This is a genomic window from Intrasporangium sp., from assembly GCF_051961875.1.
GTDB lineage: Bacteria > Actinomycetota > Actinomycetes > Actinomycetales > Dermatophilaceae > Intrasporangium_A.
In genome coordinates this window covers 14879-36493 of the sequence record NZ_JBQCCV010000275.1, presented here as the reverse complement: position 1 = coordinate 36493, position 21615 = coordinate 14879, and the positions used below count along the sequence as shown (strand labels likewise).

At 71.0% G+C, this 21615-nt stretch carries 21 protein-coding genes; 17 read left to right on the top strand and 4 right to left on the bottom strand.

What is annotated here, in order from left to right:
* Nucleotides 1-508, bottom strand: a 508-nt coding sequence (locus ACTHJJ_RS17085; protein WP_440304146.1) for a hypothetical protein, incomplete at its 3' end; no start/stop codon positions are given.
* On the opposite strand from ACTHJJ_RS17085, the gene ACTHJJ_RS17080 reads away from it, so the two are divergent.
* The 9 genes from ACTHJJ_RS17080 (at nt 492) to secA (ending at nt 11991) form a co-directional block, all read left to right on the top strand.
* Entirely contained in the window at nt 492-803 is a 312-nt protein-coding gene (locus ACTHJJ_RS17080) for a hypothetical protein (RefSeq protein WP_440304145.1), read from the top strand. The two genes, ACTHJJ_RS17085 and ACTHJJ_RS17080, sit on opposite strands and share 17 nt — an antisense overlap.
* 114 nt (nt 804-917) lie before the next feature.
* Nucleotides 918-1595: an MtrAB system response regulator MtrA gene (gene mtrA / locus ACTHJJ_RS17075; protein ID WP_440304144.1), complete on the top strand. Its 678-nt coding sequence runs from the start codon at nt 918-920 to the stop codon at nt 1593-1595.
* Between the two features lie 2 nt (nt 1596-1597).
* Nucleotides 1598-3385, top strand: a complete 1788-nt coding sequence (mtrB, locus tag ACTHJJ_RS17070) for an MtrAB system histidine kinase MtrB (protein ID WP_440304143.1) — start codon at nt 1598-1600, stop codon at nt 3383-3385.
* Nucleotides 3382-5208, top strand: coding sequence for a GerMN domain-containing protein (locus ACTHJJ_RS17065; protein ID WP_440304142.1), 1827 nt, complete (start codon nt 3382-3384; stop codon nt 5206-5208). The genes mtrB and ACTHJJ_RS17065 overlap by 4 nt, the downstream gene beginning before the upstream one ends.
* A 108-nt stretch (nt 5209-5316) precedes the next feature.
* Complete coding sequence (locus tag ACTHJJ_RS17060; RefSeq protein ID WP_440304141.1) at nt 5317-6111, top strand: ComF family protein; 795 nt, start codon at nt 5317-5319, stop codon at nt 6109-6111.
* 142 nt (nt 6112-6253) lie between these two features.
* On the top strand, nt 6254-6907 hold the full coding sequence (hpf, locus tag ACTHJJ_RS17055; RefSeq protein WP_440304140.1) for a ribosome hibernation-promoting factor, HPF/YfiA family: 654 nt from the start codon (nt 6254-6256) through the stop codon (nt 6905-6907).
* Nucleotides 6908-6972: 65 nt separating this feature from the next.
* Complete coding sequence (locus ACTHJJ_RS17050; protein ID WP_440304139.1) at nt 6973-7671, top strand: response regulator; 699 nt, start codon at nt 6973-6975, stop codon at nt 7669-7671.
* A gap of 119 nt (nt 7672-7790) precedes the next feature.
* The gene (locus tag ACTHJJ_RS17045) at nt 7791-9119 is read left to right on the top strand and encodes a winged helix-turn-helix domain-containing protein (protein WP_440304138.1); all 1329 of its coding nucleotides are present in this window, start codon (nt 7791-7793) and stop codon (nt 9117-9119) included.
* Between the two features lie 76 nt (nt 9120-9195).
* A complete protein-coding gene (gene secA / locus ACTHJJ_RS17040; RefSeq protein ID WP_440304137.1) occupies nt 9196-11991 on the top strand; it encodes a preprotein translocase subunit SecA in 2796 nt (931 codons plus the stop codon).
* Nucleotides 11992-11995: 4 nt separating this feature from the next.
* Here the strand turns inward: secA and ACTHJJ_RS17035 are convergent, their stop codons facing one another.
* Together ACTHJJ_RS17035 and ACTHJJ_RS17030 are read right to left on the bottom strand one after the other, a co-directional pair.
* Nucleotides 11996-12499 carry an Rv3235 family protein gene (locus tag ACTHJJ_RS17035; RefSeq protein WP_440304136.1) on the bottom strand — a complete coding sequence of 168 codons (504 nt, stop codon included), beginning with the start codon at nt 12497-12499 and terminating at the stop codon, nt 11996-11998.
* Nucleotides 12496-13203: a LysM peptidoglycan-binding domain-containing protein gene (locus ACTHJJ_RS17030; RefSeq protein ID WP_440304135.1), complete on the bottom strand. Its 708-nt coding sequence runs from the start codon at nt 13201-13203 to the stop codon at nt 12496-12498. Before ACTHJJ_RS17030 ends, ACTHJJ_RS17035 begins: the two co-directional genes overlap by 4 nt.
* 173 nt (nt 13204-13376) lie before the next feature.
* Here ACTHJJ_RS17030 and ACTHJJ_RS17025 point away from each other — a divergent pair, with 173 nt between their 5' ends.
* On the top strand, nt 13377-13925 hold the full coding sequence (locus ACTHJJ_RS17025; RefSeq protein WP_440304134.1) for a hypothetical protein: 549 nt from the start codon (nt 13377-13379) through the stop codon (nt 13923-13925).
* 24 nt (nt 13926-13949) lie between these two features.
* Here the strand turns inward: ACTHJJ_RS17025 and ACTHJJ_RS17020 are convergent, their stop codons facing one another.
* Nucleotides 13950-14180 carry a helix-turn-helix domain-containing protein gene (locus ACTHJJ_RS17020; protein WP_440304133.1) on the bottom strand — a complete coding sequence of 77 codons (231 nt, stop codon included), beginning with the start codon at nt 14178-14180 and terminating at the stop codon, nt 13950-13952.
* A gap of 262 nt (nt 14181-14442) precedes the next feature.
* Here ACTHJJ_RS17020 and ACTHJJ_RS17015 point away from each other — a divergent pair, with 262 nt between their 5' ends.
* The 7 genes from ACTHJJ_RS17015 to pruA all read left to right on the top strand — a co-directional run bounded on the left by ACTHJJ_RS17015 (nt 14443) and on the right by pruA (nt 21453).
* The gene (locus tag ACTHJJ_RS17015) at nt 14443-15105 is read left to right on the top strand and encodes a hypothetical protein (RefSeq protein ID WP_440304132.1); all 663 of its coding nucleotides are present in this window, start codon (nt 14443-14445) and stop codon (nt 15103-15105) included.
* Nucleotides 15102-16460 (top strand): AAA family ATPase, encoded by a 1359-nt coding sequence (locus ACTHJJ_RS17010; RefSeq protein ID WP_440304131.1) that lies wholly within the window; start codon nt 15102-15104, stop codon nt 16458-16460. The genes ACTHJJ_RS17015 and ACTHJJ_RS17010 overlap by 4 nt, the downstream gene beginning before the upstream one ends.
* 93 nt (nt 16461-16553) lie before the next feature.
* Nucleotides 16554-17978 (top strand): WS/DGAT/MGAT family O-acyltransferase, encoded by a 1425-nt coding sequence (locus tag ACTHJJ_RS17005; protein WP_440304130.1) that lies wholly within the window; start codon nt 16554-16556, stop codon nt 17976-17978.
* Nucleotides 17978-18457 carry a DUF6912 family protein gene (locus ACTHJJ_RS17000; protein ID WP_440304129.1) on the top strand — a complete coding sequence of 160 codons (480 nt, stop codon included), beginning with the start codon at nt 17978-17980 and terminating at the stop codon, nt 18455-18457. The genes ACTHJJ_RS17005 and ACTHJJ_RS17000 overlap by 1 nt, the downstream gene beginning before the upstream one ends.
* Before the next feature lie 71 nt (nt 18458-18528).
* Nucleotides 18529-19236 (top strand): SGNH/GDSL hydrolase family protein, encoded by a 708-nt coding sequence (locus ACTHJJ_RS16995; RefSeq protein WP_440304128.1) that lies wholly within the window; start codon nt 18529-18531, stop codon nt 19234-19236.
* Between the two features lie 119 nt (nt 19237-19355).
* Complete coding sequence (locus tag ACTHJJ_RS16990) at nt 19356-19760, top strand: DUF4870 domain-containing protein (RefSeq protein ID WP_440304127.1); 405 nt, start codon at nt 19356-19358, stop codon at nt 19758-19760.
* Nucleotides 19761-19824: 64 nt separating this feature from the next.
* Nucleotides 19825-21453: an L-glutamate gamma-semialdehyde dehydrogenase gene (gene pruA, locus ACTHJJ_RS16985; RefSeq protein ID WP_440304126.1), complete on the top strand. Its 1629-nt coding sequence runs from the start codon at nt 19825-19827 to the stop codon at nt 21451-21453.
* Nucleotides 21454-21615: the final 162 nt, after the last annotated feature.

Genomic DNA, 21615 nt, shown 5'->3' with positions numbered 1-21615 from the left:
TGAGCGCCGTCTCGTCGACGACGGGGTGAGGACCCGACCGAGCGCCAGCGAGGGAGGCCCGGAGCCCCGAGGAGACGAGACCTTGAGTTGGCGTGAGGACAGGAGCGCTCGTCAGCCACATCGGGGGTATGCCGTCCAGCTGCGCCAGCTGGGCGGCATACCCTTGCTTGGGGTTGCGGCACGGGAACGAGCGCCGGGGAGGGGCGCGTCGCCGCGGCGGTGGGCGATCCCGGAAGGACACGACAGGAAGACCCATGAAGAAGCTGATGTGCGGCGTGGCGGCGACCGCGCTCGTCCTCACGATCGGTGCGTGCTCGACCTCAGCGCCACCCACCTCGGGCTCGACCGGCGCGGTCACCACGACCGAGACGGCGACCGGCGGCGCGGCGACGGACAGCCCGACGGCCGGGGGGAGCGGCTCAGGACCGGCGGACACGGCGACCGGGTCCACTTCGGCGGCGCACGTCGACCAGTCCACGCCCGAGGCGGCCATGACTGCCTGGCTCACCGCGCTGCTGGCCGGTGACAGCGCAACGGTCTGCGGACTCATGGCGGTCAAGGGCACCGCGATCGAGGACCTCCCCGACGCCAAGCAGCAGTGCGCCCAGGCCGTCACGCCGATGCTCGGGCAGCTGAAGTCGGTCAAGGACCTCTTCAAGGGCCTGAAGGTGCAGGGCGCGAAGGTCCAGGGTGACACCGCGACGTTCGACGCGGCGAAGACGACGCCGGACATGGCCGCGTCCATCATCAAGAACCTCAAGGCGGTCAGGCTCAAGGGCAAGTGGTACATCACCCAGGGCTGACGCGCCGCGCGAGCCACTCCGAGTCCGGGCCTGAGCACGAGCGTCGGTGTGTGATGATGTGGGCTGACTGGAAGCGGACGACGGCGGGTGGGGACGCCGTGGAGGGAGTATGACGTGAAGGGTCGCGTTCTGGTTGTCGACGACGACCTGGCGCTCGCCGAGATGCTCGGCATCGTCCTGCGCAACGAGGGTCTCGATGTGACCCACGTCGCGGACGGGTCCGAGGCGCTCGGTGCGTTCCGGGACTCGAAGCCGGACCTCGTGCTGCTCGACGTCATGCTGCCCGGGCTCGATGGCATGGAGGTGTGCCGGCGGATCCGCGCGGAGAGCGGTGTCCCCATCGTCATGCTGACCGCCCGCACCGACACCGTCGACGTCGTCGTCGGCCTCGAGTCCGGCGCGGACGACTATGTCGTCAAGCCGTTCAAGCCCCAGGAGCTCATCGCCCGGCTGCGGGCGCGGCTGCGCCGGGGCGACGAGCCGGCCCCGGAGAAGCTCGCGATCGGCGACCTCGACATCGATGTCGCCGGCCACTCGGTGAAGCGGGCCGGGGAGCCGCTGTCGCTGACGCCGCTCGAGTTCGACCTCCTCGTCGCGCTGGCTCGCAAGCCGTGGCAGGTCTTCACCCGCGAGGTCCTGCTCGAGCAGGTCTGGGGCTACCGCCACGCCGGGGACACCCGCCTCGTCAACGTCCACGTGCAGCGGCTGCGCTCGAAGATCGAGCACGATCCGGAGCACCCCGAGATCGTCGTGACGGTCCGGGGCGTCGGTTACAAGGCAGGTCCCGCCTGACGATGAAGCAGCAGCCCGGCCGGGACGGGCTCGCCCAGCGGGCCGGGTCCCTGCTGCGCCACGGCTGGGCGCGGACCCGGCACCTCTGGCGCTCGTCGCTCGGCTTCCGGGTGGTCGTCGTGACGATGCTGCTCGGTCTGCTCGTCATGAGCGCCGTCGGCACCTACCTGTACGGCGCGATCGCCCAGGGCCTCGTCGACAGCCGGCAGAAGCTCGCCGCCGAGGACAGCCTCCGGCTCGCCAAGGACGCGCAGCGCCAGATCCTCTACACGGACCAGACCGAGTCGATCGCGCAGATCACGCAGTTCGCCACCGAGCTCGTCAAGTCCTACCGCCAGGACGCCGGCAACGAGCGGCGCTACGTGGTCCTGTCGCGGACCGACAACAACACGGCCCCGGTGGCGATCGGCCCGATCGAGAGCAACGAGATCGGGGTCCGCTTCATCCCGTCGAGCCTCCGCCAAGCGGTGTCGAGCTCTCCCGACCGGCAGCACCTGCAGGTGGCGACGATCGACGAGAGCGGTCACGAGGTGTCCGCCGTCATCGTCGGCCAGCAGGTCGACCTCCCGCTCGCGCGCACCTACGGCCTCTACTCCATCTACCCCATGGACCGCGAGCGGCAGATCATGGGCCTCATCGGGCAGACGTTCCTCTTCGGCGCCGCGGCGCTCATCCTGCTCGTCGGCGCGGTCGCGTTCGTCGTGACCCGTCTCGTCGCGGACCCGGTGCGCCGGGCGGCCCGGATCGCGGAACGGTTCGCAGACGGCAACCTCGGTGAGCGGATGCGGGTCAAGGGCGAGGACGACCTCGCCCGGCTCGCCAACTCCTTCAACGCGATGGCGGCCTCGCTGCAGCAGCAGATCGGCCAGCTCGAGAACCTCTCCCGGGTGCAGCAGCGGTTCGTCTCGGACGTGTCGCACGAGCTGCGCACCCCGCTCACGACGATCCGCATGGCGGGGGACCTCATCCACGACTCCCGCAGCGACTTCGACCCCGCAGTCGCGCGCTCGGCCGAGCTGCTGCGAGGCGAGCTCGACCGCTTCGAGTCGCTCCTGTCAGACCTGCTCGAGATCTCCCGGTTCGACGCAGGCGCGGCCGTCCTCGAGATCGAGGCGACGGACCTGCGCCTCTGCGTCGACCATGTCGTCGACGCGCACCGCGCCCTCGCGGAGCGCAAGGGCAGCGAGCTGGTCCTGCGCGAGCCGGCCGAGCCGGTCGTCGCGGACATGGACTCACGACGCATCGAGCGCATCCTGCGTAACCTCGTCTCCAACGCCATCGAGCACGGTGAGGGCCACGCCATCGAGATCACCCTCGGGCAGAACGACTCCGCGGTCGCCGTCACGGTCCGCGACCACGGCATCGGGCTGCGGCCGGGTGAGGCGGCCCTGGTGTTCACCCGGTTCTGGCGGGCGGACCCGGCCCGGGCCCGAACCACCGGCGGGACCGGCCTCGGGCTCGCGATCGCCCTCGAGGACGCCCGTCTCCACGCCGGCAGGCTCGAGGCATGGGGCGCGCCGGGGCAGGGCTCCTGCTTCCGCCTCACGCTGCCCAAGAAGGCCGACTCGACGATCACCGGCTCGCCCCTGCCACTCACCCCGCTCGGGCCCACCGGAGCCCTGGAGCCGCCGTTCACCGCCCCGACCGTCACCGGCGCCGTCCTGACCGGTCCGGCCCTCACCGGTGCGGCGCGGCCCGGCACGGCCGACAGGGGCGCGGCAGGCTCGGCGGGCGGCGCGGCAGGCACGCCAGGCGCCCCCCACACGGCGTCGCGGAAGTCCGAGGGATGAGCAGGCGCAGACAGCTCGCGGCGGCGGCCCTGACGGCGGTCGCCGTCCTCGGCGTGTCGGCCTGCGGTGGTCTGCCCTCGGACGGCCCGGTCCTCGAGGGGCGGCGGCTCGACGAACCGGTCGGCGACCAGGTGCGGGTCCTGCCGCAGGCCCCCTTCGACGGCGCGAGCCAGGAGCAGATCGTCCTCGGCTTCATCCGGTCCAACGAGGACGTGGACGAGAACCGCGAGACGGGCAAGTCCTACCTCGCCCCGCAGTCGCCGGACCTGTGGCGGTGGACGAGCGAGGACGTCATCGTCTACGACACCGCCGACGACCTCACCATGAAGCAGCTCGGCCCGGAGCAGGTGGAGGTGTCGACGAGGGCCGTGGCCCGCGTCTCGGCCGACGGGCGCTACCAGGAGCTGCCGCCGGGCACCCGGGCGTCGGTCACGTTCGGGCTCACGAAGGTCGCCGGTGAGTGGCGGATCGAGCTGCCCCGGACCGGCTTCGGCCTGTGGCTCGACTCGGCGGCGTTCGACCGGCTCTACGAGGCCCGGCGGGTCTACTACATCACCCCGAGCGGCCGCCGCCTCGTGCCGGACCTCCGCTGGTTCCCCAGCGGTTCCCGCATCGTCACCACCCTGGCCCGCGCCCAGCTGGCCCCAGTACCCGACTACCTCGGCGGCGCGGTCCGCAGCGGGGTGCCTGCCGCGACGAAGCTGTCGGTCAACGCGGTGCCGGTCAACAACGGTCGGGCCCAGGTCAACCTCACCGAGCCGGCCCTCAAGGCCGACCCCATCGAGCGGGCCGCCATGTGGGCCCAGCTGAGCGCGACCCTGAGCCAGGTCGGCTCCGTCCAGTCGGTCGGCCTCGCCGTCCAAGGCGTCGAGCTCGAGCTCGCCGGCATCGGTGCCTGGGTCGCGGGCCCCGACGAGCTCGACTACGGCCGGGCGCCGGTCCCGAGCTTCGACACCGCCCTCGTGCGCAACGGCGAGTCCTTCTCGCGCATCGACCCCCGCGCCATCCCGGACAGCACTGTCGGCCGCAAGCCCGCGGACACGGCGCACAAGGACGGGGATCCCGGCGCCATCCAGAGCGGGTGGACCGGGCTCGCGATGTCCGTCGACGGCAAGGAGATTGCGGCCGTCGGGGGAGACCGGCGCCAGCTCGCCCGGTGGCGGGACGGGCGCGCGACGGTGCTGCCGTCCTTCGCGACCGAGCTGACCCGTCCCCGCTACGACGCCGCCGGCTACGTGTGGGTCGGCGGGCTGGGCCCGAACGGGCGGGGCGGGCTGTGGGCCACGCACACCGACGCCACCGATGCCGCCCTGGCGCCCCAGCGCATCTCCGCGCCGTGGCTCGACGACCGGCGGATCAGCTCGATCGCGATCTCACCCGACAACGCGAGGCTGCTCGTCGTCTCGACCAACGCGAAGGGGCATGACGCGAGGCTCGATGTCACCGGCATCGTCCGTGCCCCGAGCGGACAGCCGACCGGACTCGCGGCGCCGTGGCAGCAGGCTGAGCCCCTGACCCTCATGCGCGACGTCGTCTGGCTCGACAACGACTCCTACGCGGTGCTCGGCCGGATCGGGCAGGAAGACCCGGTGCGTCCGTGGATCGGTACCGTCGGCGGCGGCCTCGACGGGATCCGTCGCCACGGGCAGTCCGACCCAGAGGACAGCCGGCTCGCGGCGGTGCCCGGCGCCGTCTCGATCACGACGGTCGGCGGAGCCGGCGGGATCATGATCGTCACCGACGCGGGGCAGGTCCTGGCCCGTGCCGGGCGCACCTGGCCGGTGGTGTCGAACGGCACGGACGTGCTCGTGCCCGGTCGCTGAGCAGGTGCCCGTTGGCGGGCCGTCCACATCCCAATTGCCGTATGCCGCTCATCCACACGGGCCGGCAGGCGACCTCCCGTAGGGCCGCGGGGCGCGTGAAATGGACGCATGTCCCTGCGCCCGCTGCTCGACCTCGTCCTGCCGCTCGAGTGTGCCGCCTGCCACCGGACGGGGGCGCCATGGTGCCGGCGCTGCGGGCGCGCCCTCGAGCGGCTCGCCTTCCCCGACGGGCCGCACCTCGTCACCCCGCACCCACCGCCGCCCGGCATACCGCCCGTCTATGCCTGGGGAACCTACGCCGACCCGCTGCGGGCCGCGATCACCGCCTGGAAGGACGAGGGTCGGCGCGACCTCACGCGCCAGCTCCTGCCGCTCCTCGACGCAGCCCTGACGACGGCGCTCGCTGACGGCGGGTACGGCTCCGCTCCGCCACTCATCGTGCCGGCGCCCTCGTCGCGGCGCTCCCGTCGCATGCGCGGCGACGTGCCACTTCACGAGCTCACGCGACTCGTGGTCGCGGGCCTGCCGTTGCCGGGTCTGGAGGTCGTACCCGTCCTGGACGAGCGGCGCCGGGTGCGGGACCAGGCGGGCCTCGCCACGAGCGCGCGGCGTGACAACGTCAGCGGCGCGTTCCGCGTCGGACCTGCCGGGCGGCAGCTGGTGGCCGGCCGGGACTGCCTCGTCGTCGACGACGTCATGACCACCGGAGCGACCCTCGTCGAATGTGCTCGCGCCCTTGACGATGCAGGGGCGAGACACGTCCTGGGGGTGGCCGTGGCGGTGCCACGTCGCCGTCGCCGTCGGGCAGCGGTCCGTCGAATCCCCAGCGGCACAGTGGGGTTCGCCACTCCGCCCCGCCACGCCGACCCCACCTCCCTTCCGCCCGCTGTCGAGGACGGTTAGGGTCGGGGTAACAGCCCCCAGTTCTGCGGGCGCCGTCAGGGGCGCCAGCGCTGTGATCGAGCGAGAGGGTGATGCCGCGGCAGGGATGCGGGCCTCACCCGGGCCCGGAAACCAACACCGAACTCGCGATCCAGGAGGAACCGTGGAGATTGTCGTCACTGGGCGTCATGTCCAGATCCCCAACCGTTTCCATGAGCAGCTCGAGGAGCGTCTGGCCAAGGTCCCGACGCTCGCGCCCAAGGTGCACCGCGTCGACGTGGTCGTCACGAACGAACGGGTGAGCCGGGGCTCACAACGGGTGGAGATAACGTGCCGCGCCAAGGGGCCCGTCATCCGGGCCGAGGCGTGCAAGGACGACAAGTTCGTGGCGCTCGATGCCGCCCTCGACAAGTTGCTCGAGCGGCTCCGCCGCAGCAACGACAAGCGGCGCGTCAGTCGCGGGCGGCGGCTCCCCGAATCGGTCGGCCAGGCGACGGCCCGCTTCACACCGGCTGAGTCCAACGGTGACGAGCCTCCTGCTCCGGAGGAGGACCGCATCGACGACCTCGACCGCTTCGGGGCCATGGGCAACTCACCCATCGAGGTTCGCGAGAAGGTCCACACGGCGGCGCCCATGACCCTCGAGGACGCGCTCAACCAGATGGAGCTCGTCGGACACGACTTCTTCCTCTACCAGGACGCCGACACCGGTCAACCGAGCGTGGTGTACCGGCGCCGGGGCTGGAGCTACGGCGTCATCCACCTCGACTCCGAGTCGGCGGTCTCCGAGCCGGCTGCTGCGGCCGCGACCGGCTGACGGCGCATGGCCTCATGCCGGGGGTCTGCGGGTCGCAGGCCCCCGGCAGCCGAACCTTTGCGAAGATGTCGATCGTGCAAGCCACCAGCTCTGAGTGCATCCGTGTCCTCATCGTCGACGACCACGCCCTCTATCGCCGGGGCTTGCAGACGATCCTCGGCACCGAGGACGGCATCGAGGTCGTCGGCGAGGCCGCGGACGGGATCGAGGCCGTCGAGCAGGCGGAGGAGACGTTGCCAGACGTCATCCTCATGGACGTCAGCATGCCTCGTCGCGGTGGCATCGAGGCGTGCCGGGCGATCCGTCAGCGGGTGCCGTCGGCCCGGATCCTGATGTTGACCAGCTCCGACGACGAGTCCCACCTCTTCGAGGCGGTCCGTGCGGGCGCACACGGCTACCTGCTCAAGGACGTCCCGCCCGAGGAGGTCGCGGCCGGGATTCGCGGGCTGCACCACGGGCATGCGCTCGTCTCGCCGATGATGGCCGCCAAGCTCCTCAACGAGTTCGCACACCTCAGCGAGCACGAGCATCTCGCCGCTCCCACGCCCGGCCTCGAGGTGCCGCGGCTCACCAAGCGAGAGCTCGACATCCTCAAGCTCGTCGCGCAGGGCAGGCTCAACCGCGAGATCGGTGGGGAGCTGTACATCTCCGAGAACACCGTGCGCAACCACATCCGCAACATCCTGGACAAGCTGCAGATGCACTCTCGCATGGAGGCGGCGATGTATGCGGTGCGGCAGCGGCTCATCGACCCGGACGCATGAGCGCCGACCGTCGTGAGGGTGTCTCGTCGACGAGAGACCGAGGACCCGACCGAGCGCCAGCGAGGGAGGCCCGGAGGGCCGAGGAGATGAGACCAAAGGGTCAGGCGAGGCCGGCACCCATGCGGCGGGTCAGCCGGGAGCAGGCGCGCCGCATCGCCATCGCGGCGCAGGGCTTCCTCGACCCGCGACCCGAGCCCTTCGGCGCGACAATGCGCCACCTGCAACGCGTTGTCGACCGGGTCGGCGTCGTGCAGATCGACAGCGTGAACGTCGTCGTTCGCAGCCAGTACCTGCCCTTCTTCTCCCGCCTCGGTCCCTACGACACCGCTCTGCTCGACCGCGCCCGCGACCGTGCCCCGCGCCGGCTCGTCGAGTACTGGGCACACGAGGCGAGTCTCATCCCGCCGGCCACCTGGCCCCTGCTCGACTTCCGCATGCGCGAGGCGGCCGAGAAGGCGTGGGGGTCGATGCGGCGCATCCTCGCCGAGCGTCCCGACTTCGTCGACGTCGTCCAGCGTGAGGTGGAGCTCCGCGGTCCGCTCACCGCGGCCGAGGTGGAGCGGGCCCTCGAGCACGACCAGCCGCGGAGCACCGAGCACTGGGGATGGAACTGGTCGGAGGTCAAGCGGGCGCTCGAGTGCCTCTTCTGGGCCGGGCGCATCAGCTCGGCGGGCCGCACCTCACAGTTCGAGCGCCGGTACTCCGCTCTCGACGTGCCACCGACACCGGCGGTCCGCGGCGCATGGCTCGACCGACCCGGCGCGGAGGCCGACCCCGAGCGTTTCCTCGAGCTGGTGCGCATCGCCGCCCGCGCCCACGGGATCGGGTCGGAACGGTGCTTCGCCGACTACTTCCGGCTCAAACGGGAACAGGTGCGCCCGGCCATCGCGCACCTGGTCGCCGTCGGCGAGCTCATCCCGGTCACGGTGCCCGGATGGCGACAGGCGTGGCTGCACGCCGAGGCGCGCATCCCGCGGCGGGTCCAGGCCGAGGCGCTGCTCAGCCCCTTCGACTCGCTCGTCTGGCAACGCGAGCGGGTCCACACGCTGTGGGACTTCCACTACCGCATCGAGATCTACACGCCGAAGCACAAGCGGGTGCACGGCTACTACGTCCTGCCCTTCCTCTTCGGCGACCGTCTCGTCGCCCGCTGCGACCTCAAGGCCGATCGGCAGCGTGGCGTGCTCCGGTGCCACGCCGTGACCTGGGAACCGGACGCGCCACCCGCAGCCGCAGCCGCCCTCCGACGCCAGCTCGAGGCGATGGCCAGCTGGCTCGGGCTCGAGGCCGGATCCCTCCCCGAGGCGCACCACGCCCCGCACGGCAGCGGCGCTGCGAGCGCGCCGAGCGGCATACAGGATGGCCGGGAAGCGAGAGATCGACGCGCCGCGGAACAGAGCGTGGGGGCCCGTGCGTTGGTGGGGGAGACGGATGGGCGGCTAGCCTAGGCGGGTCCCGTGCACAGCGCGGGGCTGTCGCGCGCCCGCGGGCGGCACACAAAGTCAGTCGGGAGAGAACAAGGCCATGGTGATCGAGAAGCTGCTGCGCGCCGGCGAGGGCCGGACCCTGAAAAAGCTGCAGGGCATCGCGAAGCAGGTCAACGCCCTCGAGGCCGACTTCGAGAAGCTGACCGACGAGGAGCTGCGCGAGGAGACGCCGAACTTCCGCAAGCGCCTCGAGGAGGGCGAGAGCCTCGACGACCTGCTGCCAGAGGCGTTCGCCGCCGTCCGTGAGGCGAGCAAGCGGACGATCGGCAAGCGGCACTTCGACGTGCAGCTCATGGGCGGCGCAGCGCTCCACATGGGCAACGTCGCCGAGATGAAGACCGGTGAAGGCAAGACCCTCGTCGCGACGCTCCCGTCCTACCTCAACGCCCTGACCGGCAAGGGCGTGCACGTTATCACCGTCAACGACTTCCTCGCCGAGTACCAGTCCGAGCTGATGGGCCGTGTGCACCGCGCGCTCGGCATCGAGACCGGCTGCATCCTCGCGTCGATGACCCCCGAGCAGCGGCGCGCCGAGTACGCCAAGGACATCACCTACGGCACCAACAACGAGTTCGGCTTCGACTACCTCCGCGACAACATGGCCTGGTCGCCCGCAGAGCTCGTCCAGCGGGGCCACAACTTCTGCATCGTCGACGAGGTCGACTCCATCCTCATCGACGAGGCCCGCACCCCGCTCATCATCTCGGGGCCGGCCGACATTGCGACGAAGTGGTACGTGGAGTTCGCCAAGATCGCCCGCCGGCTGAACCGCGGCGAAGACGGCCGCGGCGACTACGAGGTCGACGAGAAGAAGCGCACTGTCGGCGTCCTCGAGCCCGGCATCGCCAAGGTCGAGGACCTCCTCGGCATCGAGAACCTCTACGACACCGCGAACACCCCGCTCATCGGCTACCTCAACAACTCCATCAAGGCCAAGGAGCTGTTCAAGCGCGACAAGGACTACGTCGTCATGAACGGCGAGATCCTCATCGTCGACGAGCACACCGGCCGCATGCTGCCGGGCCGCCGCTACAACGAGGGCATGCACCAGGCCATCGAGGCCAAGGAGGGGGTGGAGATCAAGAACGAGAACCAGACCCTCGCGACGATCACCCTCCAGAACTACTTCCGCATGTACGACAAGCTCTCGGGCATGACCGGCACGGCCCAGACCGAGGCCGCCGAGCTGAACTCCATCTACAAGCTCGGCGTGATCCCGATCCCGACCAACAAGCCGATGATCCGGATCGACCAGCCGGACCTGATCTACCGGACCGAGGTCGCCAAGTTCGACGCGGTCGTCGAGGACATCGTCGAGCGCCACCAGAAGGGCCAGCCGGTCCTCGTCGGCACGACCTCGGTCGAGAAGAGCGAGTACCTGGCGCAGCAGCTGAACAAGCGCGGCATCCGGCACAACGTGCTCAACGCGAAGCAGCACGAGCGTGAGGCGGCCATCGTGGCCGACGCCGGCCGCAAGGGCGCCGTCACGGTCGCGACGAACATGGCCGGTCGAGGCACCGACATCATGCTCGGCGGCAACTCCGAGTTCCGGGCCGTGGCCGAGCTGAAACGCCGCGGCCTCGACCCCGAGCAGACTCCCGAGGAGTACGAGGCCGCCTGGGACCAGGCGCTCGCCGCGGCTGAGGCCGCCGTCGCCGAGGAGCACGAGGAGGTCGTCGCGCTCGGCGGCCTCTACGTCCTCGGCACCGAGCGCCACGAGTCCCGGCGCATCGACAACCAGCTCCGCGGCCGCTCCGGTCGCCAGGGCGACCCCGGCGAGTCGCGCTTCTACCTGTCGCTCAACGACGACCTGATGCGCCTGTTCAACGCCGGCATCGTCGACCGGTTCATGCAGACCGCCGGCATGGACGACGACACCCCGATCGAGTCGAAGATGGTGACGAACTCGATCCAGAAGGCCCAGGGCGCGGTCGAGGCGCAGAACTACGAGATCCGCAAGAACGTCCTCAAGTACGACGACGTGATGAACCGGCAGCGCCAGGTCATCTACGACGAGCGCCGGTCGGTTCTCGAGGGCGAGGACCTGCACGACCAGATGCGGTTGTTCGTCAACGAGGTGATCGGTGGCTACATCGACGCGGCTACCGCCGAGGGTTTCGCCGCAGACTGGAACCTCGAACACCTCTGGGACGCGCTGCGGCAGGTCTACCCGGTGTCGCTCACGATCGAGCAGATCGAGGACATGGCCGGCGGCCGCCAGCTTGTCACGAACGAACTGCTCCACGAGCAGCTGTTGACGGACGCGCACGAGGCCTACGACCGCCGGGAGGAGCAGCTCGGCTCGGAGACGATGCGTGAGGTCGAGCGGCGCGTCGTCCTGTCGGTCCTCGACCGGAAGTGGCGCGAGCACCTCTACGAGATGGACTACCTCCAGGAGGGCATCGGCCTGCGAGCCATGGCCCAGCGCGACCCGCTCATCGAGTACCAGCGTGAGGGGTTCCAGCTCTTCGAGGCGATGATGGACTCCATCAAGGAGGAGTCGGTCTCGCACCTGTTCAGCGTCGAGGTGCAGGTGACCGGCGCCGAGGCACCCGCCACGGCGGTCGCCCCGCGCTCGGTCTCCGACATGATGGCCGGCCTCGCCGAGACCGCCGTCGTGGACGGCTCGGGCGGGTCCGAGGAGGCTGACGGTGAGTCCGTCCCGACCGGCGTCAGCCTCTCCGGCGTCGACCTGCACACGAGTGACAGCGACCGGGTGCTCAGCTACTCGGCACCCGGCGAGGACGGCTCCGTGGTGCGGTCGGGCGGGCAGAAGCCGGTCGAGCGTCCCGCCAACCGGCGCGGCAAGAAGGTCAAGCGCAAGCGCCGCTGACCGCTCACCCGACGGACAGCTGCGTCACCAACCACCGCCCGTCCAGGCCCTCCAGGCGCAGGGCGAGGGCGCGCACCCGACCGTGCGCGACGACGACGGCGCACGCCTCGACGATGCCGTCGGCCGGCTCGCACACGCGGACCCGACGCACGATCGCCGGGCGACGCGGGCCGGTCGGTTGGCGGCGGGCCGCGACGAGGGCGCGTCGAGCGATCCCGGAGTAGATCGCCGGTGAGGTGTGGCGGATCAGCTGCGGAGCCGGGCGCTGGGCCGCAACCACCTCGATGATCGCCTGCGCGATCTTCGCCACGAAGGGGCGGGGGTCGGGCAGCTGGCTGCGCTCCGTGGGACGCCGGCCACCGTCGTCCTCGAGGCCGGCGGTGAAGTCGAGGGCGAGCGCCGCCTGCGTGAACGGCTGCGGAACGGCGGGCCGGTAGGCCTCGTCGGCAGAGATGATCGGCGGCTCGGTGTCCGGGGTGGGACGGACCAGGACGGGCTTGACGGTCATCGGTGCCCCCCAAGGGTGGGGATGCGCAGCTGCTGGCCGGGACGGATGAGGTCCGGGTCGGGACCGATGACGTCCGCGTTCACGGCATACCAGTGCGGCCACATGAGTGCGATCTCGCGGTCAGTGGCGCCCGGCCCGAGGTGGCGCGCGGCGAGCGACCAGAGGGAGTCCCCACGCCGGACCGTCACCACGTCGTCGGGAACGCCGGACGTGCGCGGGGCGGGCGCGAGCAATGCGGCGGCCTCCGGGTCCGCCGCGGGGACCGGGCGCGAGGGCCGCCAGCGCGGGTCCGGTGCGGGGGTCGGTGCTGGGTCGGCACGCGGGACGTCCGCGGTCGGGGCACAACCCGGCCCTGGTGCGGTCGGGACGGAGGCCCCGGTCATGGCCGGGACCGCCATGACCGGGCCGGTTGGAAGGCTCACCGTGCCGACTCCCGTGCCGAGCAGGAGGCAGAGGGCGCGTCGGACGAGCGCCGGGGTCAGGGCGCTGGCCAGACGAGCGGCGCCACGTCCGAGGGCGCCAGGAAGGAGAGCGAGAGCAGTGAGCGCGGTGCCGGCGGTGAGCCACATGGCGATCACGAGAGCCGCCCACGCGAACACTCCGGAGACCGCATCGTCAGCATCTGGGACGGGTGGTCCGCCGACGGGCCACGACGACAGTGCCAGGGGGAACAGCACGAGTCGGACGAGCACGAGCCCGGCCACGCTGAGCAGCCCCGGGCCGCAGAGAATCCGGAGGAGGTGAACACGTCGGGCCCGTGATTGCAATGTTGATCTGCTCATGCGTTCATTTAACGCGGTTTGCTTGTGCTTGACAACAGGAAGCGTCAGGGGTGTGGTTGGCTGGGATCGCAATGACGGGCAGGGAAGGCGGACGGATGCGCTGGGAACGGCTGTTCGAGGACCTCGATGCGCAGGTCGAGTCGGACGCAATCAGGGTCCGGGAGGCGGAGGTGGCCGACCGGACGCGCCACGAGCGCGCGCAGATCGACGTTCAGTCGCGGCTGCTCGCGTCAGTGGGCGCCGGGCCGATCGCGATCCGGCTTCCCGGCCGGAGCCTTCACGGCGTGGTCCAGGACGTGGGTCCGGACTGGGTCCTGCTCGAGGACGAGTCCGGGGCGTCGTCGCTCGTGGCGACAGCGGCCATCCGGGTGGTCACCGGAGCGGCGCCGGGCGCGGTGGTCCCCTCGGTCGTGGCCCGGCGCTTCGGCCTGGGCTCCGCACTGCGGGGAATCAGCCGGAACAGGTCGGTGGTCGAGCTGGTGGCTGAAGGGGTGCGGCTCATCGGGACGATCGACGTCGTGGGCTCGGACCATCTGGAGATGGCCGAGCACGCCCCGGACGTCCCGAGGCGTGCTCGCAATGTCAGCGCGATGCACGTGGTCCCCTTCTGGGCCTTCGAATCCGCGCACCGCGTGCGCCCGTGATGGACGGGTCAGCGGGCGAGGGGGTCACTCCTCCTCGACGCCGCCGCCGAACGGGTGTGCCTTCACGAAGGACCGGGTCTCGGTGTACATCCGCTGGATGTAGTTCTCCAGCTCCGTTGCCTCGACGCGCCACTGGCCGCGGCCGCCGATCTTGATGGCAGGGAGCTCGCCCGAACGAACGAGGGCGTAGGCCTGGGCCGACGAGATGTTGAGGATCTCGGAGACCTCGGCGAGTTGGAGGAAGCGCTGAGCCACAACTGCTCCTGTTTTCTCAGGGGACTTGACTATGTCTTGGGTCATTCTTGACCATCTCTTTACCTTTTGTCTGCTCTTTGCATGACACGTGGCCCAATTCCCCTGTGGCTCGCACGCGTCTTCCGATCCTAGGGGCAGGTGCGTGCCAGAACGACGGTTGTCCACAGGAACGCGTTCGGGGCGACAGTTTGGTGCCGTTTCGGGCAGGATGAAGGCGCGACGGGGTGCCGAGACGCGCCCCCAAGGGGTTTCAGGGGGCATGATGAACCAGATACCGACGCCGAGCGCGAAGCGGCTGCGCCGCCCCTCGTGGCGAGACAGCCGTCTGGTCGTCGGGATCCTGCTCGTCCTCCTCGCCGCTACCTTGGGCGCCCGACTGCTCGCGAGCATGGACGACCGGCTCCCGGTCTACATGGCGACGCGCGACCTCGTCGTCGGAGACCCGGTCGACGAGTCGGCGCTGAGCCGTGTCGACGTGCGGCTCGATGACGCCGTGGCGCCATACCTCTCCGCCGGCGTTCCCCTCGCCCCGAGCCAGTTCGTCCTGCGCGAGGTCCGGGCGGGCGAGCTCGTGCCGCGGGCCGCGGTCGGCTCCGGCGCGAGCCTCGAGGTCCAGCTCGTCACGGTGAGCGTGGAGGCGGTCTCCGCGACCGGGCTTCGCGCCGGCAGCGTCGTCGACGTCTTCCTCAGCGATGTCCCGGCCGGGAGCGAGCACGGCACGAAGCCGACGGCCAAGCGGGCCCTAGAGGGGGTCGGCGTGGCTGCCGTGCTCGGGGCCGCCAACAGTTTCGGCAGCGCGTCCAAGACGTCCGTCCAGCTCTACGTGCCCCGTGGTGAGGTGCAGCGCCTCATCGAGGCGGTCGACGGAGGGGCGAAGGTGACGCTGGTGCCCGTCGCGGGGCGGCCGGCGGTCGGCGGGTCATGACCTCGGTCGTCACCGCCCTGAGTCACCGGTGGGAGTCGGCGGTCGCCGCGGCGCTCGAGCCGATGCCGGACGTCACGGTGGTGCGCCGATGCGCCGACGTCGCGGAGCTCATGTCGGTCACCGCTGCCGGTCTGGGCGAGAGCGCCATCGTGTCCGCGGACCTGCGTGAGCTCGACCGGGGCGGCATCGCTGCACTCCGCTCCCGAGGCGTCTGGGTCGTCGGGCTGCACGCACCCGGCGACGACGCCGACGAGCGCCGGCTCCGGCAGCACTCCGGCGACGTCGTCCTCCCGGCGGATGCAGCGGGCGTGGTCCTCGCAGCCGCGATACGCGACCGGCGCCCGGTGTCCACGATCGGGGAGCTGGACGGGCCGGACCAGCCCGCCGACGTGCCAGGGGACGTGGAGGCCCCGCGAGGATGGCGCCCCGCCGGCCTTCCCGGTGGGCACCGGCCCGTCGACGACGTCGTCGACGGGCTGCCCCTCGATGAGCCCGTCTCGGGTCGCGTGCTCGCGGTCTGGGGACCGTCCGGCGCACCCGGGCGGACCACGATCGCCGTGACGCTCGCCGCAGAGCTCGCGAGCCGGGGCCGCCCGGTGCTGCTCGTCGACGCGGACACCTACGGCGGTTGCATCGCGCAGGTCCTCGGCCTGCTCGATGAGGCGCCGGGGATCGCCGCCGCGTGCCGGGCGGCCGAGCACGGCGCGTTCGACCTCGTCTCGCTCGCACGGGTCGCGCCCGAGGTGACGCCGGGGCTGAGGGTATTGACGGGGTTGCCCCGGGCGGACCGGTGGCCCGAGATCCGGGCTGCTGCTCTCGAACGCGTCCTCGCCGTGAGCCGGTCCCTCGCCGAGTACGTCGTCATCGACTGCGGCTTCTGCCTCGAGGAGGACGAGGAGCTGAGCTACGACACCGAGGCGCCGCGCCGCAACGAGGCCACCCTGACCGCTCTGGCGGCCTGCGACGAGGTGCTCGTCGTGGGCGGCGCCGACCCGGTCGCGCTCCAGCGGTTCGTGCGTGGGCTGCAGGAACTGGGGACCGTGCCGTCGGGGACGCCGCGGCCGGTCGTCAACCGGGTCCGCGCCTCCGCCGTCGGCGCTGACCCCCGCACCCGCATCGGCGCCTCCCTCGAGCGGTTCGCCGGCCTGAACTCGGTGCACATCGTGCCCGACGACCCATCCGCGGCCGACGGCTCGCTGCTCGCCGGCAGGTCCGTCGTGGAGCATGCCCCGGACTCTCCGCTCCGGCGAGCCGTCTCCGACCTCGCCTCCGCCGTCGCGCCGAGCACGGCACGGCGCTCGACCCGCAGTTCCCGCTGGCGCTCCCGGCGACGTGTCGACGCGGCCCGCGGATGAGTCGGCTCGCCCTCCCGACGGGGCCGCGGCGGCCGCGACTCCGCCACGCACGACGATGCATCCGCGATGTCCGCGCTCTGGCAGAGTGATACCATGTCCGACCGGCTGACCTCGCTCGACGCCTCCTTCCTCTACCTCGAGCAGAGCACGACGGCGATGCACGTCGGGTCGGTCATGATCTTCGAGCCGCCCGTCGAGGGTTTCGACTACGACCAGCTCGTGGGGATCATCGAGCAGCGGATCGGAGTGATCCCGCGCTTCCGCCAGAAGGTGCGCGACGTCCCGGGGCGCATCGCGAACCCCGTCTGGGTCGATGACGAGCACTTCGACATGGGCTACCACGTGCGAAGGACCGCCCTCCCGCGGCCGGGCACGCAGCGACAGCTGCAGGACTTCGTCGCCCGGGTCCAGCCCCGCCGCCTCGACCGGTCCCGGCCGCTCTGGGAGGTGTATCTCGTCGAGGGGCTCGAGGACGATCGGTTCGCCATCGTGACCAAGACCCACCATGCCCTGATCGACGGCGTCCACGCCCTCGACATCGCCCACGTCATCGTCGACGCCGAGCGGGGCGAGGTCGACACGGACGTCGAGGTGGAGCCGTGGGAGGCACGCCGCTCGCCCAGCGGCGCCGAGCTCGTCACCGAGGCGGTCGTCGACGCGGTCCGCCGTCCGACCCAGGTCGTCGACCTCGTCCGTGGGGGTGTCCACGACGCGCTCACGGTCGGGATGCGGGCCGCCGTGTCGGCCGGATCATTGTTGTCGTCCTTGCCACGGACGGCCGCCCGACCTGCGCCGGACTCGCCGCAAAACGCGGCGATCGGCACGGCTCGGCGGTGGGTCAACGTCGCGACCGACCTGCAGGACTACCGCGCTGTGCGGACCCGGCTCGGCCGGGGCGCCTACGCGGAGGATGTGACCATCAACGACGTCGTCCTCGCCACCATCACCGGGGGCTTCCGGACCTGGCTGCTCAACCGCGGTGAAGCGGTGAGCGGCAGCACCGTGGTGCGGGCCATGGTGCCGGTCAGCATCTACGGTGACGACCCGAGCGGCATGTACGCCAACCAGGTCATGGCGTGCGTCGTGAACCTTCCGGTCGGTGAGCCGGGAGCCTCGATCCGGCTGCACCAGATCGCCTTCGCGATGCGTCAGCAGATGGAAGCCGGCCATGCCGTCGGTGCGACGTCGCTCGCGAACCTGGCAGGTTTTGCACCCCCCACCCTCCATGCCCTCGGTGCCCGGCTCGGCTCCGCGGTGTCGCGCCGCATCTACAACGTGATGATCACCAACGTTCCCGGTCCCCAGACCCCCTTGTACGCAGGAGACGCCCAGATGCTCTCGACCTACCCGGTCACCCCGCTCGCGAAGGGTCAGGCCCTCTCCATCGGCATCACGTCATACAACGGCGGCGTGTACTACGGCCTCAACGCCGACCGCGACGCGATGCCCGACGTCGACGTCCTCGCGCAGTCGATCGTCGACTCGCTGGCCGAGCTGACGAGCGGGCGGGACGCCTGATGCCGGTCGTCCGGATCTACGTCCCCCTGCGTGGGGCGGCGCTGCGTACCCTCGCCGAGTCCGGCGTCCTGGTCGCGAATGTCGATGCACCGGTCGATGCCTTCGCCGTGACCGATGACCTGGTCGCCCAGGCACCCGCGCTCGATGAGGAGGACCTCGAGTACGCCGCCTTCGTCGATGCCGTCGCCGCCGCGGCGAAGAGCCGAGACCACCGGGGGGACCGGCGTCTTGTGCTTGCCGGGGACGCGGATCCCGAGGCGCTCCGGGTTGGGGCCGGGGCACCGAGCGCCGTCCGGCTCGTCGAGGACCTGCCGCTGTCCCGGATCGCCTCGTTCCACGTCGACGAGGCCGGCCCGCACCCGGGTGCCGTGCAGGACGAGGCGGACTCGCTGCTCTGGTACGACGTGACCGAGCTGGGGGAGGTGGCGAGCTTCTTCCCGGGCGACGGCCCGTCGACGGGGGCGCGCACACCGGCCTGAAGGGCGCCGCGACGCGTCCAACCGCTGGTCTTCACGCCCTCAACGAGCTCGACACTTGTTAGGTTCTGCCAATGGACTTCACCGCCGAGGAGTACGAGCGGCGCGACGCGGCGCGCCTGGCCGAGATCCTGGCCGGCCCGCCACTCACCTGGGTCTTCGCGGGTGACAGCATCACGCAGGGCGTGAGCCACACGCATGGTCGGCGTGGTTACGTCGAGCACTTTGCCGAGCGGCTGCGGGGTGAGCTCGGCCGCCTCCGGGACGCCGTCATCAACTCGGGGGTCTCGGGATCCACGGTGGCCGACCTGCTCCCGGAGTTCCATTGGCGCATCGGCCGGTTCGCGCCCGACGTGGTGGTGGCCATGTTCGGCACCAACGATGCCCTCGTCCAGGGCGAAGGCGGGGTCCGCGCGTTTCGCTACGACCTCGGCCAGCTCGTCGAGCGCTCCCGCGATCTGGGCGCGACCGTCATCCTCCAGACGCCCCCGCCCGTCGGAGCCGGGGACGAGCGCCACCCGGAGGCCGTCGCCGCCTACGCGAGCGAGGTGCGTGCCGTCGCTCGCGAGCTCGGCGTCCCCCTCGTCGACCATGCGACGATCTGGGCCGCGGCCGGCTCGGCCGGCCACGCTCCTGCCGCCTGGCTCGACGACACGGTGCACCCCAACGCCCGTGGCCAGCACGAGCTCGCACTCGGCCTGTTCGACCGTCTCGGTGTCCTCGACCCCGACAGCCCGGTCTGTTCGCTGCGGCTCGACGAGGCCGCCCCCACGGCCTCCTGACGAGCCCGGAGGACCGCGACCGAACGCGCGGAGAGATCCGGGTCGATCAGGGGCGGGTCAGGGGCCGCTCAGGGGCGACCATGATGGCGGGGCCGCTCCGCGGCCCGGAGAATCGAGACATGACCTCGAACCCTCTCCGGCAGCCGAACCCGGCCGGCCAGCCCATGCGACGCGACGAGGAGCGGACCTGGGCGGCAGCCGCGCACGCCTCGGCCCTCGTGGCAGCCATCCTGTCCGCGGGGTGGCTCTCCTTCCTCGGCCCACTCGCCGTCTACCTCTACGGCCGGGGCCGCAGTGACTTCGTGCGCCGCTCGGCGGCGAACGCCTTCAACTTCAACATTGTGCTCTGGGCAGCGACGATCGTCGGCTGGATCTTCTTCATCACCCTGATCGGCATCCCGGTGGCGCTGATCCTCTGGCTCGGCGTCTTCGTCGGGAGCATCGTGTTCCACCTGATCGGCGCCCTCCGCGCCTGGAACGGCCAGCTCTACCGGTATCCCTGGACGATCACCATCCTGAAGTGATCTGGAACGATGGGGGGCATGCGCCATAAGCGCATCCCCCTCATCGATCTTCAGGAGCAGTGACATGGATGCAGTGACCCAGGTGCCCGCGCCGGTGAACGAACCGGTGCTCGACTACACCCCGGGCTCACCCGAACGCGCCGAGCTCGAGGCCGCCCTCGCGCAGCTCGGCTCGACGCAGACCGAGCTGCCGCACACCATCGGCGGGGAGCGGGTGAGCGGCTCCGGCGAGCCGTTCGAGGTCCGCCGCCCCGACAGGCACGACGTCGTGCTCGGCGTGCTGCACCACGCGACCGTCGAGGAGGCGAGCAGAGCGGTACAGGCGGCGAAGGAGGCCGCGCCGGAGTGGCGGGACATGTCGTTCGACGACCGTGCCTCGATCCTGCTCAAGGCCGCCGAGCTGCTGGCCGGCCCGTGGCGCGCTCGCATGAACGCCGCGACCATGCTGGGCCAGTCCAAGACGTCGTACCAGGCCGAGATCGACAGCGCCTGCGAGCTCATCGACTTCTTCCGGATCAACGCGTTCTACGCCCGGCAGATCCTCGCCGAGCAGCCCCCGCTCAACGCCAAGGGCGTCTGGAACCGGACGGACTACCGCCCCCTCGAGGGCTTCGTCTACGCCATCACCCCGTTCAACTTCACCTCGATCGCCGGCAACCTGCCGACAGCGCCCGCGTTGATGGGCAACACCGTCGTGTGGAAGCCATCGCCGACGCAGCAGCTCTCCGCCCAGGTGACGATGGAGCTGCTCGAGGCGGCCGGGATGCCGCCCGGCGTGATCAACATGGTGACCGGTGACGGCGTCAACGTCTCCCAGGCGGCGCTCTACGACCCCGACCTGGCGGGCATCCACTTCACCGGCTCGACCCCGACGTTCCAGCATCTTTGGAGCGAGGTCGGGTCGAACATCGGCAAGTACCGCGCCTACCCGCGGCTCGTGGGGGAGACCGGCGGGAAGGACTTCATCGTCGCGCACCCGTCGGCGGACCCCGACGTGCTGCGTACCGCGATGGTCCGGGGCGCGTTCGAGTACCAGGGCCAGAAGTGCTCGGCTGCCTCGCGCGCCTACGTGCCGCAGTCGGTCTGGGCGCGTATCCGCGACGACGTCATCGCCATCACGAACGACCTGCCGCAGGGCGACGTGACCGACTTCGGCAACTTCATGGGCGCCGTGATCGACGAGCGGGCGTTCGCCAAGCACAAGAAGGCGATCGAACGGGCACACGCGACCGAGGGCATCGAGGTCATCGCCGGGGGCACCTACGACGACTCGGTCGGGTGGTTCGTGCGCCCGACGGTGCTCGAGATCAAGAACCGCGAGGACGAGATGTTCTCCACCGAGTACTTCGGGCCGATCCTTGCCGTGCACGTCTTCCCCGACGAGGAGTTCGACGCCGTCGTCGACCAGATGGAGTCGTTCGCGTCCTACGCGCTCACCGGCTCGATCATCGCCCAGGATCGCCGCGCGATCGCCGAGGCGAGCGACAAGCTGCGCTTCGCCGCCGGGAACTTCTACATCAACGACAAGCCGACGGGCGCGGTCGTCGGGCAGCAGCCCTTCGGCGGTGGTCGCGCATCCGGCACGAACGACAAGGCCGGTGCCCCGCAGAACCTGCTGCGCTGGACGAGCGTTCGCTCGATCAAGGAGGCCTTCGTGCCCCCGACGCAGTGGCGCTACCCGCACATGGGCTGAGCCCGCGCGTGAGGATCGACCGAGCGCCGGCGAGGGAGGACCGGAGCGTGCGTCGGCTCAGCCCCAGAGTGATGGGCTGAGCCCGCGCGTGAGGATCGACCGAGCGCCGGCGAGGGAGGACCGGAGGGTGGGTCGGCTCAGCCCCAGAGTGATGGGCTGAGG

Bases quoted from the DNA above. Each gene is read 5' to 3' on its own strand.
- mtrB (WP_440304143.1), top strand. From the start codon at position 1,598: ATGAAGCAGCAGCCCGGCCGGGACGGGCTCGCCCAGCGGGCCGGGTCC.
- ACTHJJ_RS17060 (WP_440304141.1), top strand. From the start codon at position 5,317: ATGTCCCTGCGCCCGCTGCTCGACCTCGTCCTGCCGCTCGAGTGTGCC.
- ACTHJJ_RS17035 (WP_440304136.1), bottom strand. From the start codon at position 12,499: ATGACCGTCAAGCCCGTCCTGGTCCGTCCCACCCCGGACACCGAGCCG.
- ACTHJJ_RS17045 (WP_440304138.1), top strand. From the start codon at position 7,791: ATGCGGCGGGTCAGCCGGGAGCAGGCGCGCCGCATCGCCATCGCGGCG.
- ACTHJJ_RS17050 (WP_440304139.1), top strand. From the start codon at position 6,973: ATGTCGATCGTGCAAGCCACCAGCTCTGAGTGCATCCGTGTCCTCATC.
- ACTHJJ_RS17080 (WP_440304145.1), top strand. From the start codon at position 492: ATGACTGCCTGGCTCACCGCGCTGCTGGCCGGTGACAGCGCAACGGTC.
- ACTHJJ_RS16990 (WP_440304127.1), top strand. From the start codon at position 19,356: ATGACCTCGAACCCTCTCCGGCAGCCGAACCCGGCCGGCCAGCCCATG.
- ACTHJJ_RS17025 (WP_440304134.1), top strand. From the start codon at position 13,377: ATGCGCTGGGAACGGCTGTTCGAGGACCTCGATGCGCAGGTCGAGTCG.
- ACTHJJ_RS16995 (WP_440304128.1), top strand. From the start codon at position 18,529: ATGGACTTCACCGCCGAGGAGTACGAGCGGCGCGACGCGGCGCGCCTG.
- pruA (WP_440304126.1), top strand. From the start codon at position 19,825: ATGGATGCAGTGACCCAGGTGCCCGCGCCGGTGAACGAACCGGTGCTC.
- secA (WP_440304137.1), top strand. From the start codon at position 9,196: ATGGTGATCGAGAAGCTGCTGCGCGCCGGCGAGGGCCGGACCCTGAAA.
- ACTHJJ_RS17065 (WP_440304142.1), top strand. From the start codon at position 3,382: ATGAGCAGGCGCAGACAGCTCGCGGCGGCGGCCCTGACGGCGGTCGCC.
- ACTHJJ_RS17005 (WP_440304130.1), top strand. From the start codon at position 16,554: ATGTCCGACCGGCTGACCTCGCTCGACGCCTCCTTCCTCTACCTCGAG.
- ACTHJJ_RS17010 (WP_440304131.1), top strand. From the start codon at position 15,102: ATGACCTCGGTCGTCACCGCCCTGAGTCACCGGTGGGAGTCGGCGGTC.
- ACTHJJ_RS17000 (WP_440304129.1), top strand. From the start codon at position 17,978: ATGCCGGTCGTCCGGATCTACGTCCCCCTGCGTGGGGCGGCGCTGCGT.
- ACTHJJ_RS17015 (WP_440304132.1), top strand. From the start codon at position 14,443: ATGAACCAGATACCGACGCCGAGCGCGAAGCGGCTGCGCCGCCCCTCG.